The 16,360-nt window shown below is 67.0% G+C and carries 13 protein-coding genes; 5 read left to right on the forward strand and 8 right to left on the reverse strand.

Annotated elements, in window-relative coordinates:
- Positions 1-82: 82 nt before the first annotated feature.
- The 4 genes from ACOYYX_RS04820 to ACOYYX_RS04835 form a co-directional block, all read right to left on the reverse strand.
- Positions 83-1,144 (reverse strand): sigma-70 family RNA polymerase sigma factor, encoded by a 1,062-nt coding sequence (locus ACOYYX_RS04820; RefSeq protein WP_422928801.1) that lies wholly within the window; start codon positions 1,142-1,144, stop codon positions 83-85.
- A 134-nt stretch (positions 1,145-1,278) separates the two neighbouring features.
- Entirely contained in the window at positions 1,279-1,869 is a 591-nt protein-coding gene (locus ACOYYX_RS04825) for a TetR family transcriptional regulator C-terminal domain-containing protein (protein WP_422928802.1), read from the reverse strand.
- Between the two features lie 273 nt (positions 1,870-2,142).
- The gene (locus ACOYYX_RS04830; RefSeq protein ID WP_422928803.1) at positions 2,143-2,814 is read right to left on the reverse strand and encodes an AAA family ATPase; all 672 of its coding nucleotides are present in this window, start codon (positions 2,812-2,814) and stop codon (positions 2,143-2,145) included.
- A gap of 149 nt (positions 2,815-2,963) precedes the next feature.
- Positions 2,964-3,557 carry a hypothetical protein gene (locus ACOYYX_RS04835; RefSeq protein ID WP_422928804.1) on the reverse strand — a complete coding sequence of 198 codons (594 nt, stop codon included), beginning with the start codon at positions 3,555-3,557 and terminating at the stop codon, positions 2,964-2,966.
- A 361-nt stretch (positions 3,558-3,918) separates the two neighbouring features.
- On the opposite strand from ACOYYX_RS04835, the gene ACOYYX_RS04840 reads away from it, so the two are divergent.
- Positions 3,919-5,652 (forward strand): hypothetical protein, encoded by a 1,734-nt coding sequence (locus ACOYYX_RS04840; RefSeq protein WP_422928805.1) that lies wholly within the window; start codon positions 3,919-3,921, stop codon positions 5,650-5,652.
- 884 nt (positions 5,653-6,536) lie between these two features.
- Positions 6,537-6,959, forward strand: a complete 423-nt coding sequence (locus tag ACOYYX_RS04845) for a hypothetical protein (protein ID WP_422928806.1) — start codon at positions 6,537-6,539, stop codon at positions 6,957-6,959.
- 299 nt (positions 6,960-7,258) lie between these two features.
- Here ACOYYX_RS04845 and ACOYYX_RS04850 read toward each other — a convergent pair whose 3' ends face one another.
- The 4 genes from ACOYYX_RS04850 to ACOYYX_RS04865 form a co-directional block, all read right to left on the reverse strand.
- Positions 7,259-8,149: a zf-TFIIB domain-containing protein gene (locus ACOYYX_RS04850; protein WP_422928807.1), complete on the reverse strand. Its 891-nt coding sequence runs from the start codon at positions 8,147-8,149 to the stop codon at positions 7,259-7,261.
- Between the two features lie 98 nt (positions 8,150-8,247).
- Positions 8,248-8,547 carry a hypothetical protein gene (locus tag ACOYYX_RS04855; RefSeq protein ID WP_422928808.1) on the reverse strand — a complete coding sequence of 100 codons (300 nt, stop codon included), beginning with the start codon at positions 8,545-8,547 and terminating at the stop codon, positions 8,248-8,250.
- Positions 8,548-8,861: 314 nt separating this feature from the next.
- Positions 8,862-11,537 carry a protein kinase domain-containing protein gene (locus ACOYYX_RS04860; RefSeq protein WP_422928809.1) on the reverse strand — a complete coding sequence of 892 codons (2,676 nt, stop codon included), beginning with the start codon at positions 11,535-11,537 and terminating at the stop codon, positions 8,862-8,864.
- Between the two features lie 210 nt (positions 11,538-11,747).
- Complete coding sequence (locus ACOYYX_RS04865; RefSeq protein ID WP_422928810.1) at positions 11,748-12,350, reverse strand: carboxymuconolactone decarboxylase family protein; 603 nt, start codon at positions 12,348-12,350, stop codon at positions 11,748-11,750.
- A gap of 211 nt (positions 12,351-12,561) precedes the next feature.
- On the opposite strand from ACOYYX_RS04865, the gene ACOYYX_RS04870 reads away from it, so the two are divergent.
- From ACOYYX_RS04870 to ACOYYX_RS04880, 3 genes are all read left to right on the forward strand, one after another.
- Complete coding sequence (locus ACOYYX_RS04870; protein WP_422928811.1) at positions 12,562-14,064, forward strand: PLP-dependent aminotransferase family protein; 1,503 nt, start codon at positions 12,562-12,564, stop codon at positions 14,062-14,064.
- A gap of 103 nt (positions 14,065-14,167) precedes the next feature.
- Positions 14,168-16,066 (forward strand): ABC transporter ATP-binding protein, encoded by a 1,899-nt coding sequence (locus ACOYYX_RS04875; protein WP_422928812.1) that lies wholly within the window; start codon positions 14,168-14,170, stop codon positions 16,064-16,066.
- Positions 16,063-16,359 (forward strand): hypothetical protein, encoded by a 297-nt coding sequence (locus tag ACOYYX_RS04880; RefSeq protein WP_422928813.1) that lies wholly within the window; start codon positions 16,063-16,065, stop codon positions 16,357-16,359. Before ACOYYX_RS04875 ends, ACOYYX_RS04880 begins: the two co-directional genes overlap by 4 nt.
- Position 16,360 lies beyond the last annotated feature (1 nt).

The following is a 16,360-nucleotide window of genomic DNA, read 5'->3' on the forward strand; positions in this document are numbered from 1 at the left end:
TCGAACCAAAAAGAAACGGATCGGACCCCGCTGTCGAGGGCCGATCCGTCGTTGGCTTGAATCGTTGCGATCCGATCTGGGTTCACATCATGGGCAGTTCGAGCCGGTCTTCCATCGCGAACTTGCGGAGCTTCTCCTGGGCCCGCGACTCGATCTGGCGGACGCGCTCCTTCGTCACGCCGAGTTCTTGTCCGAGCTGCTCGAGGGTCTGCTCGACGGCCCCTTCGAGGCCGTAGCGGCTGGCGATGATCTTGCGTTCGCGATCGCTCAGCTTGCTCAGGAGGCCCTTCACGGCCGCCTGGTTGCGCTTCTGGGCCGACTCGTATTCGTGCTCGTCCGTCCTGGTGTCGGCGGCGGCCTCGAACATCTCCTCGTGGCCGGTGACGAACCGATCGCGGCGATGCTTCTCTTCGGGGATCGAGCGGATGAAGTTCCGCATGATCGCCCAGCTCGCGTAGGTGCTGAACTTATTGCCGCGGGAGTAGTCGAACTTCTCGACGGCACGGATCAGCGACATGTTGCCGTCGCTGACCAGCTCGAAGAAGTTGTTCGCCGTCCCCAGATGCTTCTTGGCGATCGAGACGACCAGCCGCAGGTTGGCCCGGATGAGCTGGTTCTTGATCGCGAGCCCTTCGGCCTGGAGCCGCTCGATCTCGTTGATGTCGGCCGCCTTGGCGCGGGCCGGGTCGAGGGCCGTCCGGAGCAGGTTGGCCCGATATTTTAGGTAGTTCATCTTCCGGAACAGGTGGGCTTCCTGCTCGCGGGATAAGAGCGGGACGTCGTAGAGGCTCGCCAGGTAGGGGGGCAGCCCCTCGGGCGGCTTGCTGCGACGAGGCGCCTTACCATCGGGCGTGCCCGGTACGGGGGCCAGAATCAAGACTTCGGCACCGGCCGCCTCGAAGCTCGCGTCGAACATGAACTCGAGCTTCTGCTCGAGCAGCCTACGCGCCCTCATCTCATTGGCGACGCGCTCGACCCTGGCGACGGAGACGCCGAACTGCTCGGCGAGGATCTCGGCCGAGACCCCTCGGCGATAGAGCCGGTCGAGGTTCGATTTGGCCGTCGCATCCAGGCGCTTCGAAGACACACCTACGGACGGGGATCGGTCGAGAGCGGAATCCAATAACGCGTCAGCAGTGGCCATGATTCGTCGTCCTTTCCCCGAACGAGCAAAGGAAACATCATCGGTCCCCAATCCGAAGGATTCGAGAGCCGAATTCGACCGGTCTACTAGTCACTTTTCCAGGGAGGCATCCTTGCCCCGTCCCACGGCCTAACTCAGGCCTGGACCTGGAGGATATAGCCAAACATGATGTTCAGGAACGTCCTGAGCGGGCCCGTGCTCCGGGTCGCCTTGGCACGGAGGGTGGCCCCCTGCCAGCTATTCAGCCAGAACTCGGCGAGCTCGTGGACGTCGAGGTGGGGCGGAATCTCGCCGGAGCGCTGGGCGAGGTCGAGGACCTCGGCGTAGCGGTTGACCCACCCCTGGAAGATCTCCTCGAGGCGGGCCCGGAAGACCTCGCTCTGGGCGGCCATCTCCTGGCTCAGGTTCCCCACGAGACAACCGTTACGACACTGCTGAGACTCGAGACGTTCGACCGTCGACTCGAAATAGCGGCGAAGCCTTTCGAGCGGGCCCAGGGCCTCGTCGTCGAGGAATTGTTCGATGTTGGCCTGATAGATCGCCGCGAAGTGGTTGATGACCTGGAGCCCGAAGTCTTCCTTGCTCTCGAAGTAGTAGTAGAACGAACCCTTGGGCACCCCGGCGGTCTGCAAGATCGCCTCGATGCCGGCGTTGTTATACCCCTTCTCCAGGAAGACTTTCTTCCCGGCCTCGAGCAGGGTGATCTTCGTCTTTTCCTTACTCATCACACCAACCCCCAAACATGACGGCCGTGGGCCAACGCAATGGGTTGATCCACCGCGATCAATCGTCACGACAGAATATTAGACCGGTCGTCTAGAAGATCAAGCCGCCGACACGAAATTCTATTAGACCGGTCGTCTAGAAGACGGGAACGTGGGCACGAAAATCCACTCAAGTCTTTCTCTGGAAAGGAGAAAGGACGTCTCTTTCGGTCGAATCGTTATCGCGAAAATTCGATGAGTTGTGAACGGGGTTTGTGAGCCGACACCCAAGTGTCAGCGTCCGTCCGACCATCCGATGATCCGGAGGACTTCATCCCGGCCGTCGTGGTGGTAGACCAGTGGGAGGACCTCGGATGTCGAGCGGAGGTTCGACTTGGAGACGGCGAGGCGCCTGCCGCTGAGCCCGATGGTGGTGATGGTGAGGACCGAGCGCGCGACCGAGTAGATCTCGCGCGCCCACTCCGAATCCTCGCGGCTGGGGAGGCTCTGCACGACGAGGACGGCGGCGTCGGAGTCGCGGGCGAGCCTGGCGATGCTCTGCATGAGGTCGCGGGGGGTCTGCTCGCAGGCGAGGCAGAAGTAGCTGGAGAGGGGGTCGAGGATGATCAATGCGGGGCGGATGGCCTCGACGTCGGTCAGCTTGACCTCGCGGTCGATCGGCCTGATGCGGGTCAGGTCGGCGTTCGCGGCCTCGAGGCGGGGGCGGACGGTGTCGCCGAGGTCGTCGTCGCCGCTGAAGAGGACGACGTCCGACGCCCCGCTCGGCCCCGCCTTGGAGTAGGGCATCTGCGCCCCCTGGCTGACCTTGGCGGCGAGGTCGAGGGCGAGCGTCGACTTGCCGATGCCCGGATCCCCTTCGAGCAGCGTCACCTTGCCGAGTGGGATTCGCCCTTCCCAGAGCCAGCGCACGGGCTCGGAAACGACCTGGGCCATATTCGGCAGCACGACATGACTCATCATCCACCTCAATTTGATGCCAAAGGGGTCGGGCCGTCCGGGCGTATTGCCCTGCGGGTCGACCTTGGAGGTCCGTCGCAGCCCCGCACGAGCGGGCAGGATCCGTGGGGGGCGGACCCGCGTCCGAGTTCGCCTATCTAACGTGGCCTCGGCGAATTGGGCACGTCATTCGCAGCTACTGGGCGGTAAATCCGGACCCACCCCCCTTTTTGGAGGGAGTCCGGCTTGAGCGTCCATTCCTTGACGGTCTTCTTGGCTTCGTCGTCGGTTTCGGCCCTGCCGATGTTCTGGTGGAGGATCAGGACCGTCTTCCCCTCGTCGCTGACCTTGGAAACGACCGCCGTGTGATGAGGGTAGGAGTGGTGCCAGGTCTCCCAGCGCCCGCCCCGATACCGCTTCTTCCCCTGGAAGACCGCGTCGCGGAACTGGAGGATATCGCCGGGCAGGGCGTCGCGGAAGCTGGCGACCGGCTCCCCCCAGACGTAGTCCCCGTCCCTCCGGCTCAGCGGGAACTGATAGGCGCCGGCCTCGGCCAGGGCCTTGACCGCCAGGGTGACGCAACTGCCGTCGCCGACCTTCTTGCCGAGGTGATCCTTGGAGAAGTCGAGGACCTTCTGATTCAGCGGCGGGAGCGGGGCCTGATCCCTGGCGACTCCAGGCGCCGAGCCGCCCAGCAGCAGCGCGACGAGGCCGGCCGTCGCGAAAGCCCGGAGAGATCCTCGCAGCTTCATGGTGCTTACCCCCGAGTCGAGCCGGATCGGCCGCATCCCCACCACGATTCTACCCGCATGAGCCAGGGCTGACTGCTACCCATGAGTCAATCCCACGAAACAATCCGGAGGTATGTGACGCCGATCCCCGGCGCGTCGACCGCGCAGGCCTTGACGGTCGGGCGCCTTCGCGCGGGCCAAGCCCCTCGGGCAGCCCCCGGGCGACGGGCCTTTCGCGTCGCGAGCCCCTTGTGTTGAGGGCCGCTCCTTGCGACACAGGTTAGCCACAACTATCTTGACGAGGAACAGAGTGCTGGGTCGCTCTTCACGGCCGTCGGTCGGAACGATCCCAGATGGGAAATCTTTGGAGAAGGTGCTCTTCATGCGAGCCCGAACATCACGAGTCCTGGCGACGTTCCTGACAATCGGCCTCATCGGGGCGGCGTATGCCCCCGCGAAGGCCGCCGACGAACCCAATCTCGAGGGGCGTTGGAAGCTCTTGCTGATCTCGCCCCTGCGCGAGTCGGAGGTCGTCCTGCTCGAGATCAAGAAGCACGACTCCAAGTATGAGACGGCGATCGTCGGCTCGGCCCTCCCCGCCCAGGTGCCGGCCGCCGCGAAGGGGGCCGAGGTCAAGGACGGCAAGGTCACCGTCGACCTCAAGCTCGGGATGATGGACTTCCAGCTCAAGGGGAAGGTCGGCAAGGACGGGAATATCTATGGGACCATGGATTTCCGGGGCAACATCACGGCCGCCCGCCTGGACAAGACCGACGTCAAGGTGATCACGCCCAACCCCAATGAGGGCTCGGCCGCCATCAAGGATTACATGGAGAGCCGGCAGCAGAAGGACCCCAAGGCGAAGGTCAAGCTGCTCACCAAGATCCTCGAGAAGGAAGGGAACAGCCCCAAGCTCGCGATGGTCTACGCCGACATCCTCGGGCTCGCCGAGGCGGCCGGCCTCTCTGAGAAGACCGTCAAGGAGTTCGTCGACACGCTCGTCGAGAACGCCAAGCCCTACGGAGAACGCTTCGAAGCCGAGGCCCAGGCCGTCGCCTTGAAGGCCCTGGCGGGGCAGAAGGCCAACGCGGCCCTCGCCCTCGAGGTGGGGCTCAAGGCCGAGAAGGCGCTTGAGCCCGAGGCGTCGACCGAGACCAGGGCCGACCTCTGGCAGGGGATCGCCGCCGCGGCCAAGCTCGCGGGCAACAAGGAGATGACGGCCGAGGCCGAGGCCAAGGTGCTCGCCTATGACGCCCGGCTCGACGAGGAGTATCACAAGACCCACCCGCCGTTCAAGCCCGAGGCCTTCGCCGGCCGCAAGGAAGGGGACCGGGTCGTCCTGCTCGAGCTGTTCACCGGCTCCGAGTGCCCCCCATGCGTGGCCGCCGACGTCGCCTTCGACGCGGTGAACCTCGCCTACAAGCCTACCGAGGTCGTCACGCTCCAGTACCACCTGCACATCCCCGGCCCCGACCCCCTCACCAATAGCGACGCGATCGCCCGCTCCGAGTATTACCCCGAAATCCAGGGGACCCCGTCCACCTTCTTCAACGGCAAGGCCGAGGCCGGCGGCGGCGGCGACCTGTCGATGTCCAAGGGCAAGTACGACGACTTCCTCCAGGTCATCGGCGGCCTCCTGAAGGAAAAGAAGAAGGCCGACATCGACCTCAAGGTCGAGCAGGAAGGCGAAGAGCTGAAGATCAAGGCCACCGCCAAGGCCGAGGCCACCGCGGGCGATGCCAAGGGCAAGAAGGAGTCGAAGCTGAAGCTCCGGCTCGCCCTGATCGAGGAGCAGGTCCGCTACCCCGGCCGCAACAAGGTGCGGTTCCACCACCACATCGTCCGCTCGATGCCGGGCGGCCCGGTCGGCAAGGCCTTCGAGGGTGGCGAGGCCAAGTTCGAGCAGACCGTCAGCCTCGCCTCTGTCCGCAAGACCATCGAGACGTACCTGAGCGACTTCACCAAGGAGAACGGCTCGTCGTTCTCGGCCCCGCTCCCCTCGGTCTCGCTCGAGAACGTCAGCGTCGTCGCCTTCGTCCAGGACGACGAGGACAAGAGCGTCCTTCACGCGGTCCTGGTCCCGGTCTCCAAGGCCAAGGCCGCCGCGGGCGAGTGATGCCCATGCGGCCGGCCTGAGGGCCTCCCGGCCCGCCTCGAAACCACGACGCTCCTCCCGCCCGGATCCTCGATCCCGGCGGGAGGAGTTTGCATTTCGAAGCCCCTCCGCGACTTCGGCGAGGGGCCCCTGCGTCGTGCAAGGGGATGATTCCTCGCAAAGACATGAGGAATCGCGGAATTATCGCTCCAGATGCCGGGCTCGAGTTCCCGAAATTTTCTGAAAGAGCGCGGAGCCGAGGCGCGTTGCCGGCGCCTCCGGTCGTCTCGCGATGATCGAGCCCCGGGATCGACCCCCGGAGATCGGGGAGGGCCGATGGAGCGGGTCTACCGCTCGTGTCGTCGGACCGCTCATAACGAATGTTTATATCGAAGGCTCAAAGAGCTCCTCGATTTCGAGGGGGCCGGCGGGGAGAGGCCGGGGGGGCGTCTCGACCTTGCGTTTCGCGGCGAGGGAGAGGGCCTTCGGGCTGGCCCCGCGCCCGGAGACAGGGGGCCGCGGGAGGTGGCCTGAGGGGATGTAGACGGCTTGATCGGGCCCATCCGAGGGGGGAGATGTCGGATTTTTCAACCGGGCTCAAAAATTCAGGAAATCCAGCCGATTACACCTCTTGCTCTGATTTCGAGATCACCATAAATTTATCCTGTTCCCGCTTGAATTCGAGGTCGTCGGGAGCGTGCTGCAACCCCACCAACCGCCTCTCCGGGGGTAGCCAACACAGGTCGTCCCCAGACGTGTTATCATGCTGGTTTATCAGTCAGGGTGCTGGGTACGCTCTCGCCGACGAACGATGCGCGGGGCCCCCGCCAGTTCTGGCGGTCCCGCTATCGGGCTCGATCGGGCCAATCATGTCTCGTCGCTTTCCCGTTGAAAGGATCGACCCCATGTCCGTTGCCAAGCCCGCGAAGACCGCCGCCGCCAAGCCGGCCGCGAAAAAGGTTGCTGCCAAGCCCGCCGCCCCCGCCGCCAAGCCGGCCGCGAAGAAGGCCGAGGCCGTCAAGGCCGCCGCCCCCGCGCCCGCCGTCGAGGTCAAGGTCGCGAAGCCGGCCGCCAAGAAGGCCGCCCCGAAGAAGGAAGCCGCGCCCAAGGCCAAGGCCGAGGTCGTCGCCAAGCCCGCGACCGTGACCAAGGTGAAGGCCAAGCCGGCCGCCCCGAAGCCGAAGAAGGAAGCCGCCGCCCCGGTGGTCGAAGCCGCGGCCCCCGTCGTCGCGCCGGAACCGATCGCCGCCCCCGAGCCCGTGGCCGCCGCGCCCGCGCCCGCCAAGAAGGCCGCCCCGAAGAAGAAGGCCGCCGCCAAGAAGGCCTGACGTTCGGTCCTTCCGCTGGATACCGGAAGCCGCAGCATGCGGGAGTGAGCGCGGGTGGATCCAACCCTCCGGATCCGGTTCCACCGCCCCACCTCGTGAGCGCTCGATCGGCGCTTCCCGCTTGCTGAGACCGATGGCCTTCGACGAGTCGAGGGGCATCGGCGTCGACCTCTCGTCTGCACCAGGCCAGTCCGGGTTTGAAGGCAAGCGTTCGAAACCGTCGCCCGATCGACCCCGCTCGAAGCCGGAACCCCCCAGGGTCCGCTTCGGACTCTTGCCTGACCCCGCGCCTCGTCGCCTCAGGTTTGCACGACGTACGTGGAGATGCCCGCCAGGCTGCCTCGACGGGTCAGCCCCAGGAAGAACTTTGGATAATTGCTGGGCGTCCCGACCGCGCCTGCCGGCAAGTAGTTCCCCTCCCAGTCCAGGCGAACGAGGTGATCGTAATCGCCGATCGCCACGAAGGCCGCGTCCACGAACTCGGGCTGGTCGCGGAACCAGTGGGTGAGGCCACACCAGGTGGACACGAATGGCTCGGAAGGAGCTATCGGGTCATCGCTTTCGACTTCATCGGACATCGCCTCGATCTCGGCGATCTCCTCGCCGACCATCAGCACGGCCGACCACCACTTCGCCCCTTCCTCCAGGGGCTGGATGCCGATGCGTGCCGGCGGATAGATCGTCTCGCCGAACCCCGCGCGGATGATCGCTTCGTCGATCTTCGAGGCGGCCGAAGCCCCGCGATTGGCGGCGATCCAGAACGGGGCGAAAGTCATGTCGGCCTCGCTGCCGAGCCCGGCATTGACCTTCCCGTCGAGGAGCCCGCGGGCCTCGCTCGCCAGTCGACGGCAGAGCGCCAGTTCCTCCGGGTCGACGTCGTGCCGGACCTCGTCCCCCTCGCGGGCGATCCTCCCGCTGCCGTAGACGACCGTCCTGAGCGAGAGGATGTTGCTCGGCCAGTCGGAGCCTGGGAGGGCAGCCTTGATCGAATCCTCGCCCGCCTCGATGCAAGGTTCGAGCGGGGCCCTTCGCTTCGGATCGGGCTCGAAGTGCGTGATCGCCGCCGGCGGCGAGCCTTCCCAGCGCGAGCGGCAGGCCGGGCACGTGTAGACGAAATCTCCCTGGCGGGCGGGTATCCGGAGCCGCTGCCCGCAGACGGGGCAGCCCACGATCGTCGACTCATTGTCCATGTCGAATGGTCCGGCTCGAGGTGATCCGCGTCGGAATGCCGAGGCTCCGTCGGCCCGACTCCTCTTATGAGGATCGCACCGGAGGAGAGGCAAGGTGGCTAACTCTCCTCGAGGGCTCTCTCTTCTTTCTTCTCCTCGCGATAATCCAGGTATCGCGTGCTCGCCTGCAGGGCCTCGATGAGATGCGGCAGGGCGGAGAGGACCCCGAAGAAGCCGATGATGATGAGGCCGTGGCCCACGCGGAGCCGACCATGCGCGAAGTCTTCCCGGAATGTCCGCGACAGATCGGCGACGCCGATCACCATCAGGCTCAACCCCTTCACGAGATCCGTGATCGGGGACTCGACGAAGGACCTGATGCCGCGAGCCCAACCGTCAAGGCGAGTGAGTCTGCCCAAGGCCCAACCTCCCGTTACCGAATATCCCCGCGAACCGGTCCAAGGCGGGAGATGCAAGTGTAACCTGGAATTCCTCGCGAGTCGGATCTCGCTTTCGGAAGATCACGTGCGGATGGCAGGGGGGGCGTGATGCCGAGATCGAGGCGCTGGCCGTGGCCGTCTTCGGGGCGACGAACGCCGTGCTCAGCCTCGTCTTCGGTCTCCTCGGCGGCCTCGGCGCGAGGCTCCTGTTCCCGGCGAAGGTCCGCGAGCCGGAAGAGTGCTGAGGTCAGGCGTCAGGTCGGGTCGAAGCCCTCACTCAGGCGACGGCCTCGTCAATCCTTCTGCGGCTTGAGCAATGCGTCGAGTCGCGTGCGGTAGGCCTGTTCGTCGGGGTTGAGCCGGAGCGCCTCGCGGATCTCGGCGATGGCGCCGTCGTGGTCGCCTTTCGCCTGGAGCGCCGCACTCAGAGCCTGGTGTGACCAGTCGTCGTCGGGCCTGACCCGGATCGCCGGTCGAAGGACGGCGATGACGCCATCCTGATCGCCCCGGTTCTTCAGCATGGTCACCAGATCGGTCACGGCGCCCGTGTGGCCGGGGTCGAACCGGAGGGCATCGCGGTAGGCGGCGATGGCCCCATCCGGGTCTTCCCTGGCGGCGAGCAAGTAGCCGAGGACGTAGAGTTCTCCGGCGTCACCGGGCCGGCGGCGGATCGCCTCGCGGGCCGTGGCGATGGCCCGGTCGAGCGTCTTCAGCCCCTCCTCGCGATGCTCGTGGCCCAGGAGCATCGTGCCCAGGCACCCGATGTTCCGGGCTTCCGTGGGCCTTACCTTCACCAGCGCCCGGAAGGTGGCGAGCGCCTCGTCGACTCGTCCCATCCGCTCGAGTAGGTGGGCCAGGTTATGGGCCGACTCGGGTCGCAGCGCCCGGGCCGCCGTATAGTAACGCACGGCTTCCTCGCGCCGGTCGGGCAACTCGGCCAGGGTCTCCGCCAGGCTGTAGTTGATCCAGACGTCGTCCGGGTAGTGCTGCGCGGCCGACACGAGCAGCCCGACCGCCGCCGGATGACGGGCCTCCTTCAGCGCGGAGGCGAACTGCAGGACGCTGGTGGGCGAGAGTTTGGTGAAGTGTTCATCCTGGACCAGGGCCCGCAGGGCCTCGCCTTGATTCCTGCCGTCCGGGTGCTCGACCAGCTCGCGGAGCCGGTTGCGATAGGCGTCGGAGTCGGCGGCGCGGGCCACGTCCAGGGGGCGCCGCCAACGCTCCAGCGGTTGTTTATCGTTGCGGCGGACGAGCGACCAGCCATCGAGATAAGGTAGAACCTGGAGCACCACCGCGGCGGGCCGGGCCCGGAGGCGGTCGACGGCCTCGGCCGGGGTCAGGAGGTCGACGTCGATCCCGGCCCGACGGAAGGCCTCGGTATAGGCCACGTCCGTCACGCTCGGCCTGGCGCCCAGGTGTCCGCTGCGGATCTCCGCGAGAGCATCGAGCCATTCGCGGTCGCGGCGGGCGGCCGAGGCGCCGGCCTCGACCTCGCGACGCAAATCGCCGAGCCGTAGCCGGGCCAGCGCGTTGCCGTCATCCCCCAGGGCCACCTCCACGCGCCGGATCGCCTCGCCGGTCGCCTGCCAGCGGCCGATCTCGTCGGGTGCTTCCCTCGCCTGGTCGCGCAGCAGGGTCGCCTCGTTCAGCGCCAGCTCGACCTGCGAGGCCCGCGCCTGTCGCTGGTGGAGGTAGGTCGCGGTCGCCAGGCCGCCGACGATGGTGAGGGCCAGGACCGAGGCGGCGAGCCCTAACTGGAGCCGTCGCCGCCGACCTTCCTCGACCGCGTGCGCCTGCGCCTTCTGCGCCAGCGCGTCGGCCAGGCTCCGCAACTTGGCCTCTTCGTCTGCCCTCGCCTGCGCCTCGACCCGTGCGATCTCGGCCGCCCGCAGGCGCTCTTGCACGCCGGCCAGGTAGGCGGTGAATCGCTCGGTGACCTCGCCGGCGTTCCGGGGCCGGTCCTCGGGCTCGCTCGCCAGGCATTCGCGGGCCAGGCCGACGAGCTCCGCGTCGGCCGCGCAGGAGTCGAGCCGGTCGTTGGCTTCGGTCAGGTCCCCCCGGAGGGCCTTGCGGTGGATCTCGCCCGAGGATCGGCCCGTGAATGCCGGCTTGCCGGTCAACATCTCGCAGAGGATCGAGCCCAGCGCGAAGACGTCGGCCCGCTCGTCGAGGCGATCGAGGTCGCCGCTGGCCTGCTCGGGCGGCATGTAGGCGGGGGTGCCCATGATCGAGCCCGCCTGGGAGTGATCGGCGTCCTCGCCCGACCGGCCCGTCTGGATCAACGTCGGATTCTCGCTGAGCCCGGCCTCGCCGTCGTCGGCGACCCCTCCTTGCGGCAAGACCTTGGCCAGGCCCCAGTCCATCACCTGGACCTCGCCGAAGCTGCCGACCATGATGTTCGAAGGCTTCAGGTCGCGATGGATGACCCCTCGGACGTGGGCATAGGCCATCGTCAAGCAGACCTGCTCGAAGATTCCCAGGAGCCTCGGCAGGTCTTCGGCCGGGTCGGACCTCTCCGCCAGCAGGGCAGCCAGGGTGCGGCCCTTGACCAGCTTCATGGCGAAATAGGGCCGGCGGTCGGCGAGGGTCCCCAACTCGTAGACCGGGACCACGCCGGGGTGCTGGAGCTGGCCGGAGATCTGGGCTTCCTCGACGAACCGGCGGATCAGGTCGGGGTTCTCGCGATGCTGCTCGAGCAGGACCTTCACGGCCAGGTCGCGGCCGAGGTCGCTGTCGCGCCCCTTGATGATGACCCCCATGCCGCCGCGGGCGACCTCGCCCAGCAGTTGGAGCCGGGCAGGGCGGTCGGTCGGGCTCGGCATCTCGGCCGACGAGGGGCGGACGATCGGCCCCGGGCCGGTGAACGGCTCGGTGTCGCGCAAGTTGACTCGCGGGACGTTCGCAATGGTTTCCGCCAGCTTCGTCAGCGCTCCCGGCGCAGATGTCGCCGGCAACGTCTCCTCCATCATCCAATCTCCACGCCAGGCCGCAGGGTGGTTCGGTTCGCCCCTCCATTACTCTAACGAACGGGCCGACGTAGATCACGACCCTCTCGTTCGCCGCACCTCCTCGGCGAGGCGGATACGCCGGAGGTGGTCCGGGAGGCCGAGACTGGATTCGGACGTCGTTTCGGGTTCGATGGCGGCTCACCTCGTTACGAGATTTCCGCGGTCAAGCGGTCAGCTTGCATGGCCCGTTGCCAGCGGCCTAGCGGGCGAGGGCAGGGGGCAGCCCATCCCGGCGGCGAACCCTTCGGCGGTGAGGCCGAATGACTGGTTGAAGCGGGCCCGGTAGTTCTCCCAGGCGATCGACGAGGTCAGCTCGACGAGCTGTCGCGGGCTGAACTCGCGCTGGAGGTCTCGGGTCAATTCCTCGGGGATCTCGACGTGCGTCTGGCTCATGGCGACGGCGTAGCGGAGCACGAGCTTCTCGACCCGGCTGAAGTGGGGGCTGGCCTCGAAGTCGTCGAGGTCGGCCACCTTCTCCGGGGTCAGGCCCTGGCGGGTCGCGATGGCCGTGCCGATGTCGATGCAGAAGTGGCAACCGACGAGCGTCGCCACCTTCACCGAGGCCAGCGACTTCAATCCCACGTCGACGCTCTTCGCCGCTTCCTGCCCCATCTCCATCTGGCCCATCGCCCAGAGGAGCCCTGGGTGGTGTCCCATGACCTTGATCGGCTCGACCAGGCGTCTGGCGCCGGTGAGCTTCCCCATCTTGTGCTGCACGAGCCGATAGATCAGCCGCGTGAACCAGCCGGCCTCGCTCGGTTCGACACCCTTCATGTTGGCCATAAGTCTCCCCTTTTTCATTCCCGGGTCGGGCCGGGTTTCGCAAGGTTCGCCCGGGACCAACTGGTCCCGGGCCCTGCCCGGATCGGATTCAGATCGGAGCGCCCCTGGTCTTCTCGGGAATCGTACCGTAAACTGGATCCAGGGAAAGAGCCAGTCCGGGCACAAGGTATGAGGCCACTTCACGATGCCTGGCCGCCCAAGGATGCCGCGATCGCCGCGCTTCGATCTGGGGACGCTCGCCCTCGACGAGTCGAGCCCCGAACCGCTCTACCGGCAGCTCCAGGAGGAGTTGCGGCGGGCGATCCTCGAAGGGCGGCTCAAGCCGGGGGAGCGCCTGCCGTCGACCCGGCAACTGGCGCAGGAGCTGGGGATCTCCCGCAACACGACCTCGGGGGCCTATCTCCAACTGACGGCCGAGGGCTACATCGAGTCGATCCTCGGCTCGGGGACGCGGGTTTCGCGGCAACTCCCCGACCGCCTGCTCCAGGCCTGCCGCCCGGCTTGCTCGCGGGCATCGAGGGGCGACGGCCGTCCGCTCCACCTGTCGAGGCGAGGGCGCGAACTCGAGGGCCTGGGGCACTACCTCTGCAACAACCCCTGGAACCGGGTCGCGCCGTTCCAGCCGCACGTGGCCGCGCTCGATGCCTTCCCGCTCGAGCTCTGGTCGCAGCTCACGGCGCGTCGGTATCGGCGGATGCCGCGGTCGATGCTCGCATTGGGGGATCCTTGCGGCTACAGGCCCTTGCGCGAGGCCATCGCCGCCTATGTGGGATCCGCCCGGGGCGTGCGCTGCGAGGCCGATCAGGTCGTAGTCACGGCGGGGACTCAGCAGGCGATCGAGCTGATGTCCCGGCTCCTGCTCGACCCCGGCGACCTCGCCTGGATCGAGGAGCCCGGCTATCTCCCCGGACGGATGCTGTTCGAGCAGGTCGGGGCGCGGGTCGTCTCCGTGCCGGTCGATGGCCAGGGGCTCGACGTGGACGCGGGTATCAAGAGCCACCCCAAGGCGAGGCTCGCCTACATCACGCCGAGCAGTCAGTGGCCGCTGGCGGTGACCATGAGTTTGCCGCGCCGGCTCGCCCTGCTCGAATGGGCCCGCGAGGCCGACGCCTGGATCCTGGAGGATGACTACAACGGCGAGTTCCGCTACGCCGGCCGCCCTCTCCCCGCGCTCCAGGGGCTTGACGACTCGGGGCGGGTCATCTACATGGGGACCTTCAGCAAGATCCTCTTTCCCTCAATGCGGCTAGGCTTCCTCGTGCTGCCCAGGGAACTGGTTCCCGCCTTCGCGGCGTCGCGCTGGCTGGCGGATCGCCACTCCCCGATCATCGAGCAGGCGGTGCTGGCCGACTTCATCGACGAGGGGCACTTCGGCCGCCACGTGCGCCGGATGCGGACCCTCTACGCCGAGCGCCAGGAAGCTCTGCTATCGGCATTCTCCCGGCACCTGGGGGACGTCTTCGAGCTCGAGCCGGTCGAGGTGGGGATGCATCTCGTCGCCCGGCTTTGCGAGGGTCGGGACGAGGCGACGATCCTCCGCGCGGCGAAGGCCGCGGGGATCGAGCTGCACCCGGCCTCGCTCTATTATGCGACCCCGCCGCCGCGCCCGACCTTGATCCTCGGCTTCTCCGCCTACGGCCCGGCCGAGATCCAGAAGGGGGCCCTGGACCTGCGGCGGGCGATCGACGCGGCGAACCGATCATGACGTGAAACTGTTTCGAACTGGAATACGTCGGCAACGGGGACGCAAAAGGGATTGACCTCGCGTAGGGACTCCCTTGCCGAACACGAAATAGGAGGATGGGTCGTTGTCACTCCAGCATCGGATCTCGAGCCGCCTGCGGTTCCTCTCGTATCGCAAGGAGCCCGGCGGCAAGGACTCGCCCGAGAATAAGCCGACGACGAAGACTCGCTCCCTGCCCCGGCTCTATCGCGAGCTCTACCGGTTCCTGGAAGGGCATCGGCTGACGATCGCGATGGCCATGGTCTCGCTCTCGCTCGCGACGTTGCTCAAGCTCGTGCCGCCGGCGGCGACCAAGCTGGTCATCGACAACGTGCTGCTCGGCAAACCCTGGCCCGGAAGCATGCCGAGCTGGCTCGAACCGCCGCTCACGGCCAGGGGGAAGCTCCTCTTCCTGGTCTCCGGGGTGATGGTGGTGTCGGTGCTCGGCTCATTGCTGGGGCTCTGGGGGCGCTGGCGGGCGACCGTGGCGTCCAAGCGTTTGCAGGTCGCGATGCGTCGGAAGGTCTTCGAGCATGCGGTGCGACTCCCCTTGCATCGGGTCTATCAACTGCGGGCGGGGGGCGTGTCGAGCCTCCTGCGCGACGACGCGGGGGGCGTCGGCGAGCTCGTCTTCAGCATGCTCTACAACCCCTGGCGGGCGGTCGTGCAGCTCATCGGCGGGGTCGCGGTCCTGATCTGGGTCGACTGGCGATTGCTCTCGAGCGCCTTGCTGCTGGCCCCGCTGCTCTACATGGCCGATCGGCTCTGGAACCGGAGGCTCCGACCGCTCTATCGCGACGTCCGCAAGCAGCGCCAGGAGATCGACGCCTCGTCGGCCGAGGCCTTCGGCGGCATGCGCGTGGTCCGGGCCTTCGGGCGGCAGAGGCGCGAGAGCGCCCGGTTCGTCGGCGAGAACCATTACATGACCCGTCAGGAGTTGTTCACCTGGCAATGGACGCGGGGCGTCGAGCTGCTCTGGGACCTGCTCATGCCGGCGGCCTCGGGGGCCCTGATGCTCTACGGCGGCCTGCGCGTGCTCGACGGCCGGCTCTCGATCGGCGACCTGATGATGTTCCTCGTCTACCTGGCCATGCTCCTCGAGCCCCTGGCCGTGCTGGCGACGAGCGTGACCCAGTTGCAGAACAACCTGTCCGGCTTCGACCGCGTGCTCGACGTGCTGGAAGAGCCTCGCGAGATGCCCGTGGTGGAAGGGGCCCGCAAGCTGACGAAGCGGGCGGTGCAGGGGAGGGTCACGTTCGATGACGTCAGCTTCCGCTACCCTAGCACGAGCGTCGACGTGCTCCACCATATCGACCTCGACATCGAGCCGGGCGAGGTCGTCGCGCTGGTGGGCCGGAGCGGCTCGGGGAAGACGACCCTCTGCAACCTCATCGCCAGGTTCTACGACCCCACGCAGGGGGCCGTCCGGATCGACGGCCAGGACCTCCGCGACATCGACGTCGAGTCCTATCGGCAACTCTTCGGGATCGTCGAGCAGGACGTCTTCCTCTTCGACGGCACGGTCGCCGAGAACATCGCCTATGCCGACCGCCGCGCCACCCGCGCGAGGGTCGAGCACGCCGCGAGGATCGCCAACGCGGCCGAGTTCATCGAGCAACTCCCCGAGGGATACGACACCAGGATCGGCGAGCGCGGGGTCCGCCTGAGCGGCGGGCAGCGGCAACGCCTGGCGATCGCCCGCGCAGTGCTCGCGGACCCGAGGATCTTCATCCTCGACGAGGCCACGAGCAACCTCGATAGTCACAGCGAGCGGCTCATCCAGGACGCCCTGACGACCCTGCTGCAAGGGCGGACCTCGTTCGTCATCGCCCACCGCCTCAGCACGATCCGGAGCGCCGACCGAATCCTCGTCCTCCATGAAGGTGTCGTCGTCGAGGCCGGCACCCACGACGAGCTCATGGCCGAGAGCGTCCGCTATCGCGAGATGGTCGAGCTGCAACGCCTGGAGCAGGGGGACAATTGACGCGCCCCTCCGCGCTGATACCCGGGGGGACGGTCGAACTGGACGGCTCGGCCCGGGATCCGTTCAGCCCCTTCCAGGCCGCATTCCATCAGACCTATCACAACCCGACCTACCTGATGATCGCCGACAACCTGCCCTCGGGGCCGCACTCGTTGACGATCCGCGTTCGGGCCGACCGGGAGTCCGGCAGCCGGGGCAACTGGACGCGCCTCGGTTATTTCCTCGTTCGTCGCGTTGGAGCGAAATATTCGACTCACTCCTGGGTGAGTCTCCCGAAGGCCATACGGAGGTGAC

The sequence above is a fragment of the Singulisphaera chitinilytica genome (assembly GCF_049331405.1).
In the GTDB taxonomy this organism is placed as follows: domain Bacteria; phylum Planctomycetota; class Planctomycetia; order Isosphaerales; family Isosphaeraceae; genus PoT.

Excerpts from the sequence above, each read along its gene's own strand:
- ACOYYX_RS04820 (WP_422928801.1), bottom strand. The coding sequence starts at position 1,144 with ATGGCCACTGCTGACGCGTTATTGGATTCCGCTCTCGACCGATCCCCG.
- ACOYYX_RS04825 (WP_422928802.1), bottom strand. The coding sequence starts at position 1,869 with ATGAGTAAGGAAAAGACGAAGATCACCCTGCTCGAGGCCGGGAAGAAA.
- ACOYYX_RS04835 (WP_422928804.1), bottom strand. The coding sequence starts at position 3,557 with ATGAAGCTGCGAGGATCTCTCCGGGCTTTCGCGACGGCCGGCCTCGTC.
- ACOYYX_RS04840 (WP_422928805.1), top strand. The coding sequence starts at position 3,919 with ATGCGAGCCCGAACATCACGAGTCCTGGCGACGTTCCTGACAATCGGC.
- ACOYYX_RS04845 (WP_422928806.1), top strand. The coding sequence starts at position 6,537 with ATGTCCGTTGCCAAGCCCGCGAAGACCGCCGCCGCCAAGCCGGCCGCG.
- ACOYYX_RS04850 (WP_422928807.1), bottom strand. The coding sequence starts at position 8,149 with ATGGACAATGAGTCGACGATCGTGGGCTGCCCCGTCTGCGGGCAGCGG.
- ACOYYX_RS04860 (WP_422928809.1), bottom strand. The coding sequence starts at position 11,537 with ATGATGGAGGAGACGTTGCCGGCGACATCTGCGCCGGGAGCGCTGACG.
- ACOYYX_RS04865 (WP_422928810.1), bottom strand. The coding sequence starts at position 12,350 with ATGAAGGGTGTCGAACCGAGCGAGGCCGGCTGGTTCACGCGGCTGATC.
- ACOYYX_RS04870 (WP_422928811.1), top strand. The coding sequence starts at position 12,562 with ATGCCGCGATCGCCGCGCTTCGATCTGGGGACGCTCGCCCTCGACGAG.